The sequence below is a fragment of the Nocardia sp. No.11 genome (assembly GCF_038752175.1).
GTDB lineage: Bacteria > Actinomycetota > Actinomycetes > Mycobacteriales > Mycobacteriaceae > Nocardia > Nocardia canadensis.
In genome coordinates this window covers 13,463-32,814 of the sequence record NZ_JBCGFB010000026.1, presented here as the reverse complement: position 1 = coordinate 32,814, position 19,352 = coordinate 13,463, and the positions used below count along the sequence as shown (strand labels likewise).

The window sequence follows — 19,352 nt, the reverse complement described above, 5'->3', positions numbered from 1 at the left end:
ACCGGCCGGTCATCTCCACCACCATCCCACCGACTAGGATCGAATGCCGTGACCTTGCGCCTTTTTGACACCGACACGCGGACCCTGCGGGAATTCACCCCGCTGGTCCCCGGCCGTGCCTCGGTGTATCTGTGTGGGGCCACCGTGCAGGGTCAGCCCCATATCGGGCACGTGCGCAGCGGCGTCGCGTTCGACGTGCTGCGCCGCTGGCTGCTCGCGCACGACTACGACGTCTGGTTCATCCGCAATGTCACCGATATCGACGACAAGATCCTGAACAAGGCCGCCGAGGCGGGCAGGCCGTGGTGGGAATGGGCCGCCACGCACGAGCGCGCTTTCGACGCGGCCTACGAGGTGCTCGGCGTGCTGCCGCCCTCGGCCGAGCCGCGCGCCACCGGCCACATCACCCAGATGGTCGGGCTGATGGAACGGCTGATCGAGCGCGGTCACGCCTACGCCGCCGACGGCGACGTCTACTTCGACGTGCTGAGCTGGCCGAACTACGGCGAGCTGTCCGGCCACAAACTCGACGACGTGCACCAGGGCGAGACCCCGACCCGCGGCAAGCGCGATCCGCGCGATTTCACGCTGTGGAAGTCGGCCAAGCCGGGCGAGCCGAGCTGGCCGTCGCCGTGGGGCCCCGGCCGTCCCGGCTGGCACCTGGAATGCTCGGCGATGGCCGAGTTCTATCTGGGTCCCGAATTCGATATCCACTGCGGTGGAATGGATTTGATTTTCCCGCACCACGAGAACGAGATCGCTCAGTCCAAGGCGGCCGGTGACGGTTTCGCCCGTTACTGGCTGCACAACGGCTGGGTGACGATGAGCGGGGAGAAGATGTCGAAGTCGCTCGGCAATGTGCTCTCGGTGCCCAATGTGCTCAGCCGGGTCCGGCCGGTGGAATTGCGGTTCTATCTGGGCAGCGCGCATTACCGCTCGATGCTCGAATATTCGGACAAAGCGCTCGACGACGCGGTCGCCTCGTATCAGCGCATCGAGGCATTCGTGCATCGTGTGCTCGATCGGGTCGGCGAGGTCCCGATCGGTAAATGGACCGACGGATTCGCCGCCGCGATCGACGACGATCTGGCGATTCCGAAGGCGCTCGCCGAAATTCACCACGTGGTGCACGAGGGTAATCGCGCGCTGGAAGCGGGCGCGGTGGAGACCGCGGCCGAGCTGGCCGGTCAGGTCCGGGCGATGCTGGGCATCCTCGGCGTCGACCCGCTCGACCCGCATTGGTACACCCCGGCCGACAACTCGGCGGCACTGGACGCGCTCGATGTGCTGGTCCGCTCCGAGCTGGATCGCCGGGCGAGCGCGCGGGCGGAGAAGAACTGGGCAGAAGCCGATGCCGCACGGGATCGGCTCGTCGCAGCGGGTATCGAGGTCACCGATACCCCGCAGGGGCCGGAATGGTCGCTGGGCGCAGCTAGCGGAAAGGCGAACTGATGGCAGGCAATTCACAGCGACGCGGAGCGATCAGGAAGGGCGGCACCAAGAAGGGTGCCGTCGTCGGTTCCGGCGGCAAGCGCCGTCGCGGCCTGGAGGGCCGGGGCGCGACGCCGCCCGCCGAGGCCCGCACCAAGCATCCCGCCGCCAAGCGCGCCGCGGCCGCCGCCAAAGCCAAAGCGGCGCAGTCCCGTCCGACCGGCAAGGGCGGTGTACCCCGCGCGGGCCGCAAGTCCGACGACGGCCCCGAGCTGGTGCTCGGCCGCAACCCGGTGCTCGAGTGTCTGCGTGCCGAGGTGCCCGCGACCGCGCTCTACGTGGCCGTCGGCACCGAGAACGACGACCGGCTCTCCGAGAGCGTGCAGCGTGCCGCCGACATGGGCATCTCGATCCTGGAGGTGCCGCGCACCGATCTGGATCGGCTCAGCGCCAACGGTTTGCATCAGGGCGTGGCCCTGCAGGTGCCGCCGTACCGCTACGCCCACCCCGACGACCTGATGGATCGGGTGAAGGTCTCCGGCGAGCCGGGTCTGCTGGTCGCGCTGGACAACATCTCCGATCCGCGCAATCTCGGCGCGGTCATCCGCTCGGTCGCCGCGTTCGGCGGTCAGGGCGTGGTCATCCCGCAGCGGCGCAGCGCCAGTGTCACCGCGGTGGCGTGGCGGACCAGCGCGGGTGCGGCGGCGCGCCTGCCCGTCGCCAGGGCGACCAACCTGACCCGCACGCTGAAGGACTGGGCGTCGCAGGGATTCCAGATCGTCGGCCTCGACGCCGGCGGTGACACCCCGCTCGACGAGTTCGACGGCAGCGTGCCGACCGTGGTCGTCGTCGGGTCCGAAGGCAAGGGCCTGTCGCGGCTGGTGCGCGAGAACTGCGACTCGATCCTGAGTATCCCGATGGCCGGTCCGGTCGAGTCGCTCAACGCCTCGGTCGCCGCCGGTGTGGTCCTGGCCGACATCGCCAGGCAGCGTCGTATTCTTTGAGCGCTGGCGCGCTCGAGGTCGCGGCCCCTCCTGTCCCGCCGATCAGACACCGGTGCTTGCTCCTTCGTCGCCTACGCACCGGCGCCTGATCGGCGGGACGGCCGCGACGGCCGACTACGTCGGCCTGCCCCTCCTCGAGGTCGGGGCGTGCGGGGCTGGGTTTGTTTCGTGGCTGCGCGCGTAGTGCAGCGTCAGCGGCCCTCGTGCACAGTAGAATTCGGTGCGTGGCGATACCCAACCAGCCGATCGGTGAGACGGTCGAGCACCCGCAGGCCAACCTGATCCTCGTGCTCGGGCTGCTCAGCCCGTTCTGCTGCGGGATCTTCGGGCCGATCGCGTGGGTGCTCGGCAAGCGGGCCCTCAACGAGATCGACGCGTCCTACGGTGCCTTGTCCGGGCGCTCCCAGGTGATGATCGGGTACATCGCGGGCATCATCGGCACCATCTTGATGGTGCTGTTCGCGATGCTCTACCTCGCGGGGTCCTGCAACGGGAACTTCTGAGCCTCAGTCCAGGCTGGGGCGCCCCTCGGGGGCGTCCCAGGCGGGCCACTCGGCGCTGATACTGCCGGTCCACTTGGGCTGACGGCGCTCCTTGAACGCGGCCATCGCCTCGCCGCCGTCGATGCTCTTGGCGACGTGGGCGTTGAGTTCGGATTCGAGCTGCCCGACGACGGCGGGCGTCATGCCGAGGCTCTCCCAGATCAGCCGCTTGGTCAGTGCGACCGGCAGCGGCGCTGGCCCGTTGGCGATGTCGTGGGCGACCGCCATGGCGGTCGGCAGCACCTCGCCCGCGGGCAGGCTGGCATTGGCCAGGCCCATCGACTTGGCCTCGTCACCGTCGAAAGTGCGTCCGGTGAGCATGATGTCGGCGGCGTTGGCCAGCCCGGCCAGCCGCGGCACGGTCCAGTGCGCGTAGCCGTCGGCGAGCACGCCGCGGCGGACCTGGCTGAGCCCGTAGACGGCATCGCGGGCGAAGTAGCGCAGGTCGCACTGCAGGGCCAGGGCCAGCCCGATGCCGACGGCATGGCCGTTGACGGCCGCGATCACCGGCTTGCGGACCTGCCACGGCGGCGGATCCAGCGTCACCTCGCCGTTGACCCGGGCGGACAGATCCGCGCCTGCGCAGAAGGCGGGCGCGGTGCCGGTGATGACGACGGCGCGAATCGAGTCCTCGCTGTCGCACCGGCGCAGGGCCGCGCTGAGCTCGGCGGCCATCGTCGGGGTGACGGCGTTCTGCTGCGCCGGCCGGTTGAGCGTGAGCACGGCGACTCCGGCAGCGACATCGACGAGCAGTTCCGAACTCATGGGATCGAATGGTACTAGCGGCGCGGCGTCGGCGCCGGAAGTGGCGGCTCGCGCAACCACGTCGTCATCGGCCCGGCGCGGGATCGGATTGTGCTTCACTCCCGCAGCAAGTGCTTGCCGATGGCGTACTTGTGGACCTCGGTCGGGCCGTCGTAGAGCCGGAACGCGCGCATGTCCCGGAACAGCATCTCCACCACCGTCTCGTCGCTGATCCCGATCCCGCCGAGCACCTGCACACAGCGGTCGGTGACCTTGAACAGTTCCTCGGAGACATAGGACTTGGCCATCGACGATTCGTGCCTGGCCTGCTGGCCCTGATCCATCAGCCAGCAGCTGTGCCAGATGGTCAGCCTGCACTGGTGCAGTGCCACCTCGTTGTCGGCGAGCATGAACGACACGCCCTCGTGCTCGCCGATCGGCTTGCCGAACGCGGTGCGGGTGCGCGCGTAGTCCAGGGCGATGCTCTGCGCCCGTTCGGCCGCGCCGAGCCAGCGCATGCAGTGGGTGAGCCGGGCGGGCGCCAGCCGCAGCTGGGCGTAGCGCAGGGCCTGGCCGGTGCGGCCGAGCACGGCCGAGGGCGGCAGGGTCAGGTTCTCGAACCGCACGACGGCGTGCCCGCCGACGTAGTTGCGGTCCATGGTGTTCATGATCCGCTCGATGACGATGCCTTCGGTGTCGCCGTCGGCGAGGAACAGCGTCGGCCCGGCGGGCAGGTGCGGGTTCTCGGTGAGGCGCGCCATGATGATCCAGGTCTTGGCCCCGTCGGCGCCGGTGATCAGCCACTTGCGCCCGTTGAGCACGAAGTTCTCGCCGTCGAACACCGCCTCGGTGCGCAGCTGCCCCGGATCGGAGCCCGCGCCGTCGGGTTCGGTCATCGCGAACACCGAGCGCTGCTCGCCGCGGATCATCGGCATCAGGTACTGCTCGACCTGATCGGGGTCGGCGACCTTGCCGAGCAGGAACATATTGCCCTCGTCGGGCGCGGCGCAGTTCATCGCGACCGGGCCGAGCGTCGACCAGCCCGCGGCCTCGTAGACCACCGCCTGCTCGACATGGGTCAGGCCGAGCCCGCCGTATTCCACCGGGGCCTGGACGGTCAGCAGCTTCTCGGCCCTGGACAGGTCGACGAGTTCGGCGCGCAGGTCGTCGGTCGGCCCGTGCGCGGTCAGGCGCGGATCGCGTTCGAACGGCACGATCTGTTCGGCGACGAAGGCGCGGACTCGATCCCGCAGGGCGGCCAGATCTTCCGGGACGGCGAAGTCGATCATGCTGTGTAGTCTGCTCGCCCGTGCCCCGGTTCGGGCAATTTCGGCCCCAAGTGGCACCAAATTTCAGCGAGCGGCGACCGGCCGCCGACTGCGGTGGCCGATGACCCGGCACACCAGATAGATCGTGAACGAGATCCCGGTGACGAAGGTCGACACCGGCACTCCGGGCGCCAGCGACAGCAGCAGCCCGCCCACGGCGGCGACCTCGGCGAACACCAGCGACAACACCGTCGCCCGCAGCGGGCTCGCGGTCAGCTGCGCGGCCGCCGCGGCCGGGGTGATCAGCAGCGCGAGCACCAGCAGCGCGCCGACGATCTGCACGCCGAAGGCGGCGGTGATGCCGAGCAGCACCGCGAACACCACCGACAGCGCCCGCACCGGCACCCCGCGCGCCACCGCGACCTCGGGATCGGAGCTGGCGAACAGCAGCGGCCGATAGATCACCGCGAGCACGGCCAGCACGGCCGCGGTGCAGGTGACCAGCAGCGCGAGCCCGTCGTAGCCGACGCTGGCGACCTGGCCGGTGAGCAGTGAGAACTTCGAGCCCGCGCGGTCCGGGGCGAGCCACAGGAACAGCACCGACAGGCCGAGGCCGAACGAGAGCACCACCGCGATCACCGAATCGCGTTCGCGCGCACGGGAACCGAGCCAGCCGAACAGCACGGCGGCGACCACCGACCCGGCGATCGCGCCGATCCCGACGCCGACCCCGGCCAGCAGCGCCGCCGACGCGCCGGTCAGCGAGAGCTCGCTGGTGCCGTGCACGGCGAACGACATCTGCCTGCTGACGATCAGCGGCCCGATCAGTCCGGCGAGCAGCCCGAGCAGCGCGCTCGCGAGCAGCGCCTGCTGGACGAAGTCGTAGCCGAGCAGGTCGGCGGTGGTGCCGACGTCGAACATCTGGTGCAGAACCTTGTCGAGCTTGTCCATCAGGCGGTACCGCCGAGCGCGTCCATGTCGTCGCCGGTGCCGACGACGACGAGCCGATCGCGCACCCGCAGCACCTCGACCTCGGTGCCGTAGAGCTCCGAGAGCGTCGCCGAGGTCATCACCTCGTCGGGAGTGCCGATCCGGAACTCGCCGTCCACCAGGTAGAGCACTCGGTCGACCATCGGCAGGATCGGGTTGATCTCGTGGGTCACGAACAGCACCGCCGTGTCGTGTTCGCGGCGGCGCTTGTCGACGAGTTCGGCGACCAGCCGCTGATTGGCCAGATCCAGGCTCAGCAGCGGTTCGTCGCAGAGCAGCACCGCCGGGTCGCCGACGAGGGCTTGGGCGACCCGCAGCCGCTGCTGCTCGCCGCCGGAGAGCGTGTCCAGCGGGGCGTGCGCGAAGCGCTGCGCGCCGACCGCGGCCACGGCGGCCTCGATCTTGCGCGCCCGCTCCTTGCGGCCACGCCAGCCCAGGCCCCACCGGTGCCCGTCGACGCCGAGCCCGACCAGATCGCGGCCGCGCAACTGCACCCCGGCGTCGATCGTCTTCTGCTGCGGGACGTAGCCGACGCCCGGATTGCCGGTGCCCGCCGGCTTGCCCGCGACTTCCGCACGGCCCGAACCCAATTCGAGGAGCCCGAGCAGTACTCGCAGCAGCGAGGTCTTGCCCGACCCGTTGGGGCCGAGGACGGCGATGAATTCACCGGGCGCCACGTCGAGATCGAGGTCGCGCCACAGCGTGCGCTCGCCGAACGCCAGCGTCGCCGCGCGCAGACGGATCGCCGGGTCGGTGCTCGCCCGTGGCGCACCCGCCGCGGGCGTGGTGCCGCCCGACGTTGTCGCCGGGTGCGCCGCGGTGACGGTCCCTGCCGCTTCCTCGGTCGTGGACATGGCGATCAGCGCAGCGCCGCGGCGAGCGCCTTGGCGTTCGCGGTCTGCCACTGGACGTAATCCACCCCAGCGGGCAGGGTTTCGGTCACCTCGACGACGGCGACGCCCGCGGTCTGCGCGGTGGCCCGCAGGTCCTGGGTGATCTTGTCCTGGGTCTGGGTGTTGTAGATCAGCGCCTTGACCTGCTTGCCGGTGATCAGGTCGCGGGTGGCGGCCACGGCGGCGGGCGCCGGGTCGGTCTCCTGCTCGATCGCTTCCTGGAACTCGTGCGGGGTCTTGTCCTGCGCGGTCGCGGCCAGCAGCAGGTAGTGCGCGAGCGGCTCGGACTGGGCGACGGGCGCGTTCGGGTGCTGGGTGGCGATGGTGCCGGTGATGGTGCTGACGCCGATCAGCTGGTTCTTGAAGGCGGTCGCGCGCTCGGTGTAGGCAGCGGCGTTGGCGGTGTCGACCTCGCCGAGCTGGGCGGCGATCCGGTCGGCGACCGCGGCGACGGTGGCGACGTCGTACCAGACGTGCTCGTTGTCGTCGCTCTTGTCGGCCCGCTGCTCGAACGCCTCGACGGTCCGCTTGTTCTTGCCCGAGATGGCCTTCTCGATGAACTCGTCGTAGTGCCCGCCGTTGAACACCACGAGATCGGCGTCGCTGATCTCGGCGGTATCGGTGGCCGAGGTCTCGAACGAGTGCGGGTCGGCGGCGGGATCGCTGATGATCGAGGTGACCCGGACATCCGGCCCGGCGACCGCGGTCGCGATGGAGCCCCACACATTGGTGGAGGCCACGATCGACAGACCGTCGGAGTCCTTCGAGCCGCCCCCGCAGGCAGTGAGGACGACCGCAGCCGCCACTCCCGCCGTGAGACCGGCACACATGCGGGCGAATCGACTGTTCACGCGGTACTCCTGGCCGTGCGCGATCAGGCACGGGGTGCTGTGCCCTAGATCATAATGGAAATCGTTACCGTTTTACTTTAGCAGCACTGAGTACCCGGCATGAACCGCATCGACAAGCCGGACTCGAAGTCCGGGCCTGTGCGGAATCAGCGGGCGCGGGTCGGAACGAGTGGTCTGGTTACCGGAACGATGGTCAGCAGCCGGTCCAACCCATGGAAGTCGTCGGGGTTGGTGGTGTACAGCGGAAGCTGCTCGGCGATGGCTATCGAGGCGATCATCAGGTCGGCGATCCGGCGTCGCGGTTTGCGCCCGACGCTGACCACGGCGGCGCACACGCGTCCATAGATTCGCGCGGCTTCGGCTTCGAACGGAATGGGGTCGAACTCGTTCTCTGCTCGCTGGAGTACGTCGAGCCGGTTCGCGCGCTCGATGTGCTCGTCATACTGGTCCTGCTCGTCGTTGCGGCGTACTTCGTGTGGGCCTGCCGACAGTTCTGCCAGTGTGACCGTGCTGATCGCCATGGTGTCGGGCAGGTGCGCCGGGTCGATCCACCGACGCAGGATCATGATGTTGGTGTCGAGCAGGCCGACCTCATGATCACTCGGCATCCGGATCACCTGCGTAGTGGTCGGCAACCTCGTCCTGGTCCGCCCGGAACGCGTCGACCGAGATGTCGGGAGCGGTTCGGGACATCGACGCGAACTCGGCGCGCGAGACGAACCGCCTGCGCCGCCGTAGCGGAATCAGCTCGCCGATCCGGTGACCATCGCGTGTGACTGTGAACGCCTGCCCTCGCTGGACTGCGTCCATGATCTCCTTCGATCGACTACGCAGGTCGCGCTGGGTGATCTCGGGCTGCGGTTGCATACCTCATGGTAGCAAGGTGTGCCACCAGGTGGCACTCCCTGCTGACAATGACTACGGCACCATCACCACACTGATCGACCAGCCCGCCGACCGGATCGACAGGTCCGTGCGCTGAGCGCTTGATCGCTTGCGGATCGAATCGCGCACGGCCGAGATCCTCCAGCCCCTCCTGGCGTCGGCGTCAGTGGTCAGCAGATGTCGCCCTGAAGCGATCCGGGGTTGAACTGGGGTTTCTAGAGGAACTCCCTAACTCTGCCAGGAAGCCGACCATCAAGACCGGCCAACTTCTCAATCGTGAATGAGATCGCCCGGCTGTACCCGGTTCGATATTTCTTCCGAGAAGACCAGGGTGCAGAAACCTGGCTTCTGCCTGTGGAGATTGATGGCCTCGAGAGTGCCGGACACGGTGGTTCCATCCTGCTGGCGGAGTGTGACGCTCTGCCCGATTTCAAATACGCCAACCATCCTGCCGACAATGAAGCGCTTGCCTATGGAGCTCATCCAAAACACGTCTGTAACATGAAATTCGCTAACGGTGGCCTCCGCTCTATTTGTTTCCATGCCTCTGCCAGAATTCCTCGTCCTTCTGGTACGCCTCGTCCTCGAGCTCACGAACTGCGCCGGAGTTGACGCGACCGTCCCTGTACTGCTCGACATGCACGCGCTCGTGAACCAGGTTTCGTACCAGTGCTTCCTCGTCTGCGAAGGCCGCTGGAGTCAATAATATGTCATCCCCGATCGTGCTAGCGCTAGCCTGAGCATAATCGTCGTAATAGCGGATTTCGTCCGGGGAGGTTGCAATGCGAACTTGAACACCCTCGAGGTCGATGCCGTACTTTTCTGCGTACATCTTGATCGTATCCTGGTTTAATGGCAGATGGTCGCCACTCTCCAGTACTTCGCGACTAGTGCGATTTCCGAATCTCGAAAAAAGTCTGCCGTCTTCGACTGCGACTTTAGGGCGACCGGGTCGTAGTCTCGAAGCGAGATTCTTCACGGCCTGCCATGCTTTCTGCATCGCGGCGATCGCGGTCTCACCCAGCCCCTTGAGCTGGGCGAGCTTGCGTGCGCGCCAAGCGGTGACTGCGTTCTTGATCTTCACCGACCAGCGCCGGGCGGACTCCACCGCTTTCGCGCCGGCGATCAACCCGCCGACGCCGGTCACGCAGGTCGCGATAACCGTCACTGCCACGTTGATCGCGGCTTCTTGGATGATTGATTCGATGAAGCCCTTGATCTCTTCTCGAAGTTCCTCGACCGCGGCCTTGTAGTCCAGGCAGGACTTGCTGATCTGTTGGCAGGTGTTGAGCAGTTCGCCGATCGAGGACTCGAGGGTCCTCAGGTCTTCCCGGACCTGGGGCGCGTCGTTCGAGGTCACCTCGTCGAAGAGCGTGACAGCGATGGTGATCTTGTCTTTGGCGTTCGTGTTCTGATACAGCCTGCCGAGGCGATCCCACGCGTCTGCGGCCTTGGCAAGCGTGTCGGTGTCACCGTCAGGGAGCGGGCAGTTGATCGCGTCTAGTACCTCGATCGCTGTCTGCGCCAATCCCTGCGGGGTTCCACCAGCCGCGGACGCTGGCAGCGCGTACGGCCCGAATGTAGCTGTCGATGCCTTGTCCGCGGGCCGTTCGGGCTGCGCCGTCCCCTTCAAAAGGGCGTCGGATTGGCGTGCTCGTGGCCGAGATCGTTGAGTGCGGTTCCGTATGCCCGCAGCGTCTTGTAGGTCTGGCCGTAGAAGGAGACCGCGTCCTGAGCGGACTTGTCGTAGGACGCCGCCCAGGTTCTCCCGTCTTCATCCCTACCCGCCATCATGCCGTAGCCGTGGAGCTCACCGAAAATGTAGGTGAAGGTGTCGAACAGCGCCGCGGCGGCGTCGAAACAATTGATCGCCGCCTGGTAATAGATCTTCGGATCGACTGCGATCGTGGTCGGTGCCGTCATACGCCGAGAATCTTCAAGGTCGCCGAAGCTGCGTTGGTGTAGCCCTGATGGGCGGTCTCGGCGGCGGTTTGCAAGGCCGCCAATCCCTCTTGCATGTCAGTGACTCCGGCCCGCCACTCGGTGTGCGCTTCGCGGTAAGCCGCCGCTGCCTCGCCCGACCAGACGTCGTCCACTTCTTTGGACTTCGCATCCAGTGCGGTCAGCACATCGGACACCGCAGCAAGATATCCGCGCAGGCGTGTCGTCAGCTGTTCGAGTTGGTCGAGGTCGACCTTGAACTCGGGAGGTTCGGTAGTCATCAGACATCGCCCCGGGCTCAGAGATTCAGGGTGTAGGTCGCCGCGGCGTTGGACTCGTCGGCCCCCTGCAAGGTCTCCGCAGTCACACCGAGCTTGTCCGCCAGGTCAAAGAGGGCATCCCACACCTGATCGGCACCCAGATGGAATTCCTCCCACCCGGCTGTGAATACACCGGCATTGTTCCCGGTCCACGCCTCGATGGTCGCCCACATGTCGGTGACCACCGATGCGTACCCAGCCTTGCATTCCGACGCCACCTGATAGGCCAACCGTCCGAACGCCTTGACCACCTCAGGTTCGACCGAGAGCGCCGAAGAATCCGTCGTCGACATCGCGAATTGCCCCCCGGGGTACATGGCCGCTACTCGAGGTGCGACCGCTCTGTGGACCGTATTTGCAGACCGCTCCGTGCGTCAACCGGATGAATCGTCGGTGGCCTGAGGGATGGGAAAGAGGTGAGGCATAGAGCTTGGCCAGAACGCCGACAAGCCGGGCTCGGAGTCCGAGCCCGGCTTGTCTGATGACCTTTACACCAGGACGTCGGCCGGCTGGCTGAGCAGCTGAGCGCAGCGCAGCAGGCCGAGGTGGCTGTAGGCCTGGGGGTGGTTGCCGAGGGAGCGTTCGGCGACCGGGTCGTACTCCTCGCTCAGCAGGCCGGTCGGCCCGGCGGCCGCGACCAGCTGGGCGAACAGCGCCTCGGCGTCCGAGCGCCTGCCGATGAGCAGGTAGGCCTCCACCAGCCAGGCGGCGCACAGGTGGAACCCGCCCTCGCCGCCGGGCAGGCCGTCGTCGTGGTGATAGCGGTAGACCGTCGCACCGCTGCGCAGCTCGGCCTCGGTCGCGACCACCGTGGCGGCGAAACGCGGGTCGGCCGGGTCGATCAGCCCGCTCAGGCCGATGTGCAGCGTCGCGGCGTCGAGGTCGGTGCCGTCGTAGGCGGCGGTGTAGGACTGCACCTCCTCGTTCCAGCCCTTCGCCTTCACCTCCTCGGCGATGACGTCGCGCAGCGCGGCCCACTCGGGATCGACCGGGCGATCGAACCGCGCGGCCAGGGTCAGCGCGCGATCGATCGTGAGCCAGCCCATCACCTTCGAGTACACGTGGTGGCGCGGGTTGCCGCGGATCTCCCAGATGCCGTGGTCGGGCTCGGTCCAGCGCCGCTGTACCGCAGAGACCATGGCGTGCACCAGTTCCCAGTCGGCGTCGGGCAGCGCCTTGACCGCCTCCACCGCGCCCTGGCGTTCGCGCTCGTGCGCCATCGAGGTGATCAGGTCGACGATCGGCCCGAACACATCGAGCTGCACCTGCATGTTCGCCGCGTTGCCGACGCGCACCGGCCGCGAACCGGCGTAGCCGGGCAGCAGGTCGATGACGGCCTCGGGCGGCAGGGTCTCGCCGTAGATCGTGTACAGCGGGTGCAACCGTTCCGGGCCGGGCAGCGTGTCGAGGACCCGGTGCACCCAGCCGAGGAATTCCTCGGCCTCGGTGAGCGAGCCCAGCGTCACCAGCGCCTGCGCGGTCAGCGAGGCGTCGCGCAGCCAGCAGTAGCGGTAGTCCCAGTTGCGCACGCCGCCGATGTCCTCGGGCAGCGAGGTGGTGGCCGCGGCCAGGATCGAGCCGGACGGGCGGTGCACGAGCCCGCGCAGGGTCAACGCGGAGCGCTTCATCAGATCCGGCTTGAGCGGGGGCAGCTGCAGCCCGGCCGCCCACTGCGACCAGTACTGCTCGGCCAGCTGCCTGCGCTGGTGCTCGGGGGTCATCGAGGGCGCCAGATCGGCGGTGCCGCAGCGCAGTTCGAGGATCACCGGCGCGCCGGACGGGTCGACGACCGCGCGCGCCTGCTCATTGGTGCCGTCGGAGCTGATCTCCCACGCCACCCCGGGCGAGCGCAGCACCATCGGATCGTTGGTGCCGCTGACCCGCAGGCCGTTGGGCACCGCCTCGATACGCACCGGCACCTGACCGAATTCCGGTCGCGGCGCGAACGTCACGACGGCCTTCGCGTCGCCGGTGATCACCCGGGTCAGGTCGGTGCGGTCGGGGGCGACGTCGTGCGGCAGGTAGTCGGTGACCTGCAGGCTGGCCCACCGGGTCTGGACGGTCATGGTGCCGTCCACGTACCGCTGCGACAGCGGCAGACCGGATCGCTCCGGCGCCACCGTGAAGTGTCCCGCGCCCGCACCGCCGAGCAGGTGCGCGAACACCGCCGCGGAATCCGGCTCGGGGTGGCAGAACCAGGTGACGGTCGCGTCCGGGGTGAGCAGCGCGACCGAGCGGGGGCTGGCCAGCATGCTCAGCCGTTCGATCCGGGGCGCGCTGGCACCGGCCAGCCAGGTCCGGCGTTCCTCCACCAGGAACGCCAGCGCGCGCGCCACGTCCTCGGTCGAGTCGACGCGCAGCTTGGCCAGGCTCTCGCCGTCGCCGACCTTGATGCCGACATCGGGACCCGACAGCACCCGGAACGCCTTCTCGTCGGTGACGTCGTCGCCGAAGAAGACTGCGGCCGAGGCGCTTTCCTGATGCCGAATGGTGTCGAGGGCGGTGCCCTTGTCGGTGGGGATCACCGCGAGCTCGATCACCGCCTTGCCCTCGGTCACCTGCACGCCGACCCAGCACGCCGGACCCTGGCGCGCGGAATTCAGTGCGCGCCTGCCGATCTCGGGGCTGGCGTTGCGCACGTGCAGCGCGGCGCTGGCCGGCTTCATCTCCACGGTCACGCCGGGATTCTCGGCGGCGATCTGGGTGAACGCGGAGTTGATCTCCGTCAGCAGTTGCTTGGCATCGTTGTCGATCGCGTGCACGAAGCCCACGTCGAACTCCGAACCGTGGCTGCCGATCAGCTGCACCTCGACCGGCAGGCGCGAGAGCGCGGCCAGATCGCGTAGGGCCCGACCGGAAATCACCGCGGCGGTCGTGTTCGCCAACCCCGCCAGCGCGCGTAACGCGCTGACCGATTCCCGTTGGGGAAACGCTTTCGCCGGGTCGGACACGATCGGGGCGATAGTCCCGTCGTAGTCCGAGGCAACCAAGAGCCGTGGCACGCGCGCAACCGACGCCAGTGCACGGCGGACATCCAAGGGCAGATCCTGTGCGCTCACGCATCCAACCTAGTGATCGGAGGAGTTGATCAGGGGGCGCGAAAAACAATACTGCGTCAATTTTGCCGCGCGAGCGGCGCGGCGGGTTGTGCGCTCCGACGGCGCCCGGTTCCTCGCGACCGCGTCGCTAATTCCGGGCCTTTCGCCCATCGAGGCGGACCGGGTTCGCCGAGCTCACGGTGCCCGCGAGCCCGGCGGAGAGGCCCTCGGGCCCGGTAGATGCATGGTTCCGCATATGCGACGTCGGCTATGCATCTTCCCAGGGGAAGGCGCACAGCCGACGTGTGTCAACGGGCATGGGTGATTTGTGGTCTATCCGCGATCGCCCAGCAACAGGTCGACGGTGAGCTCGAGTCGTTCCGTGACGTCGGTCGCCGAAGCGCGGCGGGTGAGCCACGCCACGAGGTTGGACAGCCACACGTCGGAGATGACCCTGGCGATGGCGAGCTGACGCTCGTCGGGTTCGCCGTCGCTCATCGCGCGGGCGAAGACCCGGTCCATCACCTTGCCGACCCGATCGACCTCGGCCGCCGCCGAGGCGTCGGCGAACATGAAGGCGCGGGTCATGGCCTCGGTGAGCAGCGGGTCGCGCTGCATCATCCGGGTGATCTGGGTGAGCAGGCCGTGCATGCGCTCGGACGGGCCGTCACCGGGTAGGGGGCGGCGCTTGCCCTCGAACTGCTCGAATTCCCTGGCCAGCGCGGAGACCAGCAGGTGCACCTTGGACGGGAAGTACCGGTACAGGGTGCCGACGGCGACGTCGGCCCGTTCGGCCACCGCGCGCATCTGGACCGCGTCGTAGCCGCCCTTGGACGCCAGCGACAGGGTGGCGTCGAGGATGCGCTTGCGACGCTCACGCTGTGCGTTGGAGCTCAGCTCGTCCTCGGACAGTGTCGTCACGGTGGGCGTGGGGGCCGGACTGTCCATCGTGGAAACCCTTTCGCTGCGAGCGCCTGAAAACACGGGCCAAGTGTAGGTCTCTTGACTTACACCCGGCCCGGATATTAGAACATGTTCTAGGAGTGGGAGCCACGCCGGAAGGGCGGTTTTTCTTGTGACCATCGCCACCACTGACGAGCATAAAGCCGCCGCGGAGTCGCTGCGGGGCTGGGCGAGTTCGGTCGCGCCGATTGCAACAATGCGGGCCGGCGGTGCCGGTAGCTGGCGCCAGTACTGGCCCGCGCTGACCGAGTTCGGCCTCTTCGAGGTCGCGCTCGACGAGCAGCACGGCGGCCTCGGCGGCACCGTCGCCGATCTGGCCGTGCTGCTGGAACAAACCGCCGACGACCTGGTCGGCGGCCCGGTACTGGCCACCGCGCTGGCCGCGCTGATCACCAGGGGCGCGGTGACCGACGGCGCCCCGTGCGCCATCGCGGTGCCCACCGAGGAGCTCACCGCGAAGGCGGAGCGCACCGATGACGGCTGGATCGTCACCGGCACCTGGGACCACGTCTACGGCGCCGACGCCGACACCCAGGTGCTGCTACCCGCGAACACCGTCGACGGCGTGCGCTGGCTGCTGATCCCGGCGGCCGATGTGACGATCACCACGCTGGCGAACGCCGATCAGACGGTGCCGCTGGCCCGGATCACCGCCGCCGACGTGGCGGTGGCCCAGTCGCACGGCTTCGAGTCCGCGGCCGACGTCACCGATCTGTTCGTCGCCCTCGCGGTCGCCGAGCTGGCCGGCGTCGCGGGCTGGTGCCTGCGCACCGCGGTCGACTACGCCAAGGTCCGCGAGCAGTTCGGCAAGCCGATCGGCAGCTTCCAGTCGATCAAGCACATCTGCGCCTGGATGCTGTGCCGCACCGAGCTGATCCGCGCCGTCGCCGCCGACGCGGCCGCGGCCATCGACGAGGGCGGGGCCGAGCTGCCGATCGCGGCCGCCGTCGCCGCGGCCACCGCACTCGACGCGGCCGTCGACACCGCCAAGGACGCCATCCAGGTGCTGGGCGGCATCGGCTTCACCTGGGAGCACGACGCGCACTTCTACCTGCGCCGGGCCAGTGCGCTGCGGCAGCTGCTCGGCGGCTCCGCGCGCTGGCGGGCCAGGGTCGCCGAGCTCACCAGGGCCGGGCAGCGCCGCACCACCGGTGCCGAGCGCGTGCTCGGTGACGTGGCGGGCGACTCCGCGCTGACCGCCGAGATCGCCGCCATCGGCGCGCTGTCGCCCGAGCAGCGGCAGCGGGCGCTGGTCGAGGGCGGCTTCGTGATGCCGCACTGGCCGAAACCGTATGGGCGCGAAGCCGATCCGATGACCTGCCTGCAGATCGCCGAGCAGCTGCGCCGCGCCGACCTGACGACCCCCGATCTGGCGGTCGCGGGCTGGGCGGTGCCGACGCTGCTGCGCTACGGCACCGAGACGCAGATCGAGCGGTTCGTCTGGCCGACCCTGCACGGCGAGGTCACCTGGTGCCAGCTGTTCAGCGAACCGGGCGCGGGCTCGGATCTCGCCGCGCTGCGCACCACCGCCGAGAAGGTCGACGGCGGCTGGGTGCTGCGCGGCCAGAAGGTGTGGACCTCGCTGGGATCGGAAGCGAACTGGGGCATCTGCCTGGCCCGCACCGATCAGACCGTGGCCAAGCATCGTGGGATCAGCTACTTCCTGGTCGACATGCACGCCGCGGGCGTACAGGTGCGTCCGCTGGTGACGATCACCGGGGAGGCCCGCTTCAGCGAGGTCTTCCTCGACGAGGTCTTCGTTCCCGACGACGGCCTGGTCGGTGCGCTGAACAACGGCTGGAAGATCGCCAGGACCACCCTGTCGGCCGAACGCGTCGCCATGGGCGGCGGCGGCATCGGCGGCGCGCTGGAGGCGCTGCTGGACCGTTTCCCGGTCGGCGGATGGGGAACCGAACTGCGTGAGGACCGTTTCGGGGAGCTGATCGCCGCCTCGATTGCTGGCTCTTTGCTGGAACAGCGAATCGCGGTGGCGACGATGGCGGGCGTCGACGCAGGCGCCCAAGCCAGCGTGCGCAAACTCGTCGGTGTCCGGCATCGGCAGGACCTGGCGGAGTACGCCCTGGAACTTTCTGGCCAAGACGGTTCCCTGGAAGACGAAGCCCTGAAAGAATTCTTGCTCACACGCTGTCTCTCCATCGCGGGCGGTACCGAGCAGATCCTGTTGACCGTGGCCGCCGAGCGGATTCTCGGCCTGCCGCGCGATGCGGACAGTTAGCTCGATGAGGGAGGACGCCGTGGATTTCACCCGCGACGAAAGCGCCGACGCCGTAGCCGAGGTGGTCGTGAGCCTGCTCGAACGTGAGCAGGCCCGAGATATGGAATTGTGGCCGAGCCTGATCGACTCCGGCCTGCTCGCGGTCCCCGTGCCCGAGCAGTTCGGGGGCGACGGCATGGGCCTGCTGGAGGTATCGGCCCTGCTCATGGAGCTGGCCACCGACGCGGTGGCGGTGCCCGCGCTGCCGACCTTCGGGTTCGGCGTGCTGCCGCTGCTGCCGTCGCTGTCGGCGGAGCTGGCCGGCCGCGTGGTCGCCGAGGTCGGCAAGGGCACCGTGCTCACGGCCGCGCTGAGCGAGCCGGGCGCGCCGTTCACCACCGCGCCGACCACCAAGGCGGTCCGCGACGGTGACACCGTGCGGATCACCGGCCGCAAGGTCGGCGTGATCTACGCCGAACAGGCGCGCTGGATCCTGGTGCCCACCGACGCGGGCGTCGCGCTCGTGGAATCGGTCGCGCCGGGGCTCGAGCTCCTGCCGGTCGCCGGCTCGGCCGGCATCCCGGAGGCGACGGTGGTGCTCGACGACGTCGAGATCCCCGCCGATCAGCTGCTGCCCGCCGACGTGCTGCCCCGGCTGCACCGCTACGCGCTGGCCACCATCGGCGCGGTCGCCGACGGGCTGCTCAAGGGCGCGCTCACGCTGACCGCCGAGCATGTGCGCACCCGCGAACAGTTCGGCAGGCCGCTGGCCGAGTTCCAGGCCGTGGCCCAGCAGATCGCCGATCTGTATGTGGTCTCGCGCACGCTGCACGTGGCGGCGGAATCGGCGTGCTGGGCACTGGCCACCGACGACGCATCGCCCGAACACCAGCACCGCGTCGACGAGGACCTCGACGTGCTCGCCTACTGGGCGGCGGCCGAAGTTCCGCGCGCCATGCAGAAATGTCATCACCTGCACGGTGGACTGGGTGTGGATATCACCCACCCGATGCACCGCTACTACTCACAGGCCAAGGATCTCGCCCGTCTGCTCGGTGGCGAGGGCCTGCGCCTCGACCTTCTGGGAGCAAGATGTTCATCGATCTGACCGCCGAACAGCGGCGGTTGCGCGAGGAATTGCGTTCCTATTTCGCCGATCTCGTCACGCCGGCCGAACACGCCGCGATGGCGATCAACCGGCACGGCGACGCCTACCGCGAGGTGGTGCGCCGGATGGGCCGCGACGGCTGGCTCGGCGTCGGCTGGCCGAAGGAATTCGGCGGCCAGGGCTTCGGCCCGATGGAACAGCAGATCTTCTTCAACGAGGCGGTGCGCGCCGATGTGCCGCTGCCCCTGGTGACGCTGCTGACCGTCGGCCCGACGCTGCAGAAGTACGGCACCGACGCGCAGAAGAAGAAGTTCCTGCCCGGAATCCTCTCCGGCGACATCCATTTCGCGATCGGCTACTCCGAGCCCGAAGCGGGTACCGACCTGGCGGCGCTGCGCACCACCGCGGTGCGCGACAGCGACGGCGACTGGATCGTCAACGGGCAGAAGATCTTCACCACCGGCGCGCACGAGGCCGACTACGTCTGGCTGGCCTGCCGCACCGGTTCGGTGGAATCGCGCCACCGCGGCATCACCATCCTGATCGTCGACACCAAGGATCCGGGCTACTCCTGGACCCCGATCATCACCTGCGACGGCGCCCACCACACCAACGCCACCTATTTCGACGATGTCCGGGTGCCGGCGGAGATGCTGGTCGGCGAGGTGGACCGGGGCTGGCGGCTGATCACCACCCAGCTCAACCACGAGCGGGTCAGTCTGGGTCCGTCGGGCAAGATCGAGCAGCTCTACGACCGCCTGCACGATTGGACGGCGCGGCATCAGCTGCTCGGTGAGCCCGAGGTCCGGCGCGCGCTCGGCCGGGTGCGCACCATGGTGCGGCTCAACGAGTTGCTGAACTGGCAGGTCGCGGCCGCGGATCCGGCCGCAGCGCAGAACACCGTGATCGCCGACGCCTCGGCCACCAAGATCTTCTCCACCGAGTCGCTGCAGGAAGCGGGCCGCGTGGTCGAGGAGATCGTCGGCCGTTACGGCGATCCGGCCGAGCCCGGCACCGCCGAGCTGCTCGACTGGCTGGACCGGCGGACCAAGCAGAACCTCGTCGTCACCTTCGGTGGCGGCGTCAACGAGATCATGCGCGAACTGGTCGCCTCCGCGGGCCTGGAACTGCCGCGCGTCCCCCGATGAACTAAGGAGCA

At 68.5% G+C, this 19,352-nt stretch carries 20 protein-coding genes; 6 read left to right on the top strand and 14 right to left on the bottom strand.

The features are described 5' to 3' along the window. The first annotated feature begins 48 nt into the window (after window positions 1–48). From cysS to V8688_RS11010, 3 genes are all read left to right on the top strand, one after another. On the top strand, window positions 49–1,452 hold the full coding sequence (gene cysS, locus V8688_RS11020) for a cysteine--tRNA ligase (protein ID WP_218720602.1): 1,404 nt from the start codon (window positions 49–51) through the stop codon (window positions 1,450–1,452). Beyond that, window positions 1,452–2,435 carry a 23S rRNA (guanosine(2251)-2'-O)-methyltransferase RlmB gene (gene rlmB / locus V8688_RS11015; RefSeq protein WP_342800746.1) on the top strand — a complete coding sequence of 328 codons (984 nt, stop codon included), beginning with the start codon at window positions 1,452–1,454 and terminating at the stop codon, window positions 2,433–2,435. Before cysS ends, rlmB begins: the two co-directional genes overlap by 1 nt. A gap of 224 nt (window positions 2,436–2,659) precedes the next feature. Continuing rightward, window positions 2,660–2,938, top strand: a complete 279-nt coding sequence (locus V8688_RS11010; RefSeq protein ID WP_218720600.1) for a DUF4190 domain-containing protein — start codon at window positions 2,660–2,662, stop codon at window positions 2,936–2,938. Between the two features lie 3 nt (window positions 2,939–2,941). Here V8688_RS11010 and V8688_RS11005 read toward each other — a convergent pair whose 3' ends face one another. The 14 genes from V8688_RS11005 to kstR form a co-directional block, all read right to left on the bottom strand. Then, window positions 2,942–3,742 carry an enoyl-CoA hydratase-related protein gene (locus V8688_RS11005; protein WP_316573388.1) on the bottom strand — a complete coding sequence of 267 codons (801 nt, stop codon included), beginning with the start codon at window positions 3,740–3,742 and terminating at the stop codon, window positions 2,942–2,944. A 95-nt stretch (window positions 3,743–3,837) separates the two neighbouring features. Continuing rightward, complete coding sequence (locus V8688_RS11000) at window positions 3,838–5,010, bottom strand: acyl-CoA dehydrogenase family protein (protein ID WP_342800745.1); 1,173 nt, start codon at window positions 5,008–5,010, stop codon at window positions 3,838–3,840. Window positions 5,011–5,073: 63 nt separating this feature from the next. Further along, a complete protein-coding gene (locus V8688_RS10995; RefSeq protein ID WP_218720597.1) occupies window positions 5,074–5,940 on the bottom strand; it encodes a metal ABC transporter permease in 867 nt (288 codons plus the stop codon). Then, window positions 5,940–6,833: an ATP-binding cassette domain-containing protein gene (locus tag V8688_RS10990; protein ID WP_218720596.1), complete on the bottom strand. Its 894-nt coding sequence runs from the start codon at window positions 6,831–6,833 to the stop codon at window positions 5,940–5,942. The genes V8688_RS10995 and V8688_RS10990 overlap by 1 nt, the downstream gene beginning before the upstream one ends. 5 nt (window positions 6,834–6,838) lie before the next feature. Next, window positions 6,839–7,702, bottom strand: coding sequence for a zinc ABC transporter substrate-binding protein (locus V8688_RS10985; RefSeq protein WP_342800758.1), 864 nt, complete (start codon window positions 7,700–7,702; stop codon window positions 6,839–6,841). Window positions 7,703–7,869: 167 nt separating this feature from the next. Beyond that, on the bottom strand, window positions 7,870–8,331 hold the full coding sequence (locus V8688_RS10980) for a type II toxin-antitoxin system VapC family toxin (protein WP_342800744.1): 462 nt from the start codon (window positions 8,329–8,331) through the stop codon (window positions 7,870–7,872). After that, window positions 8,321–8,590: a type II toxin-antitoxin system prevent-host-death family antitoxin gene (locus V8688_RS10975; protein WP_342800743.1), complete on the bottom strand. Its 270-nt coding sequence runs from the start codon at window positions 8,588–8,590 to the stop codon at window positions 8,321–8,323. Before V8688_RS10975 ends, V8688_RS10980 begins: the two co-directional genes overlap by 11 nt. 288 nt (window positions 8,591–8,878) lie before the next feature. Further along, a complete protein-coding gene (locus tag V8688_RS10970) occupies window positions 8,879–9,091 on the bottom strand; it encodes a hypothetical protein (RefSeq protein WP_342800742.1) in 213 nt (70 codons plus the stop codon). A 46-nt stretch (window positions 9,092–9,137) separates the two neighbouring features. Next, complete coding sequence (locus V8688_RS10965) at window positions 9,138–10,136, bottom strand: DUF4157 domain-containing protein (RefSeq protein ID WP_342800741.1); 999 nt, start codon at window positions 10,134–10,136, stop codon at window positions 9,138–9,140. 101 nt (window positions 10,137–10,237) lie between these two features. After that, window positions 10,238–10,531 (bottom strand): hypothetical protein, encoded by a 294-nt coding sequence (locus V8688_RS10960; protein ID WP_342800740.1) that lies wholly within the window; start codon window positions 10,529–10,531, stop codon window positions 10,238–10,240. Next, the gene (locus V8688_RS10955) at window positions 10,528–10,830 is read right to left on the bottom strand and encodes a WXG100 family type VII secretion target (RefSeq protein ID WP_342800739.1); all 303 of its coding nucleotides are present in this window, start codon (window positions 10,828–10,830) and stop codon (window positions 10,528–10,530) included. Before V8688_RS10955 ends, V8688_RS10960 begins: the two co-directional genes overlap by 4 nt. A 17-nt stretch (window positions 10,831–10,847) precedes the next feature. Further along, complete coding sequence (locus V8688_RS10950; protein ID WP_342800738.1) at window positions 10,848–11,162, bottom strand: type VII secretion target; 315 nt, start codon at window positions 11,160–11,162, stop codon at window positions 10,848–10,850. A 195-nt stretch (window positions 11,163–11,357) separates the two neighbouring features. Then, a complete protein-coding gene (gene otsB, locus V8688_RS10945) occupies window positions 11,358–13,928 on the bottom strand; it encodes a trehalose-phosphatase (RefSeq protein WP_218720592.1) in 2,571 nt (856 codons plus the stop codon). Window positions 13,929–14,240: 312 nt separating this feature from the next. Then, a complete protein-coding gene (kstR, locus tag V8688_RS10940) occupies window positions 14,241–14,855 on the bottom strand; it encodes a cholesterol catabolism transcriptional regulator KstR (protein WP_218720591.1) in 615 nt (204 codons plus the stop codon). Window positions 14,856–14,982: 127 nt separating this feature from the next. On the opposite strand from kstR, the gene V8688_RS10935 reads away from it, so the two are divergent. The 3 genes from V8688_RS10935 to V8688_RS10925 are packed head-to-tail and all read left to right on the top strand — an operon-like array spanning window position 14,983 to window position 19,341. Next, window positions 14,983–17,106, top strand: coding sequence for an acyl-CoA dehydrogenase (locus V8688_RS10935; RefSeq protein ID WP_218720590.1), 2,124 nt, complete (start codon window positions 14,983–14,985; stop codon window positions 17,104–17,106). A gap of 4 nt (window positions 17,107–17,110) precedes the next feature. Beyond that, on the top strand, window positions 17,111–18,193 hold the full coding sequence (locus tag V8688_RS10930) for an acyl-CoA dehydrogenase family protein (protein ID WP_342800737.1): 1,083 nt from the start codon (window positions 17,111–17,113) through the stop codon (window positions 18,191–18,193). After that, on the top strand, window positions 18,178–19,341 hold the full coding sequence (locus V8688_RS10925; RefSeq protein ID WP_218720588.1) for an acyl-CoA dehydrogenase family protein: 1,164 nt from the start codon (window positions 18,178–18,180) through the stop codon (window positions 19,339–19,341). The genes V8688_RS10930 and V8688_RS10925 overlap by 16 nt, the downstream gene beginning before the upstream one ends. The last annotated feature ends 11 nt before the right edge of the window (window positions 19,342–19,352 follow it).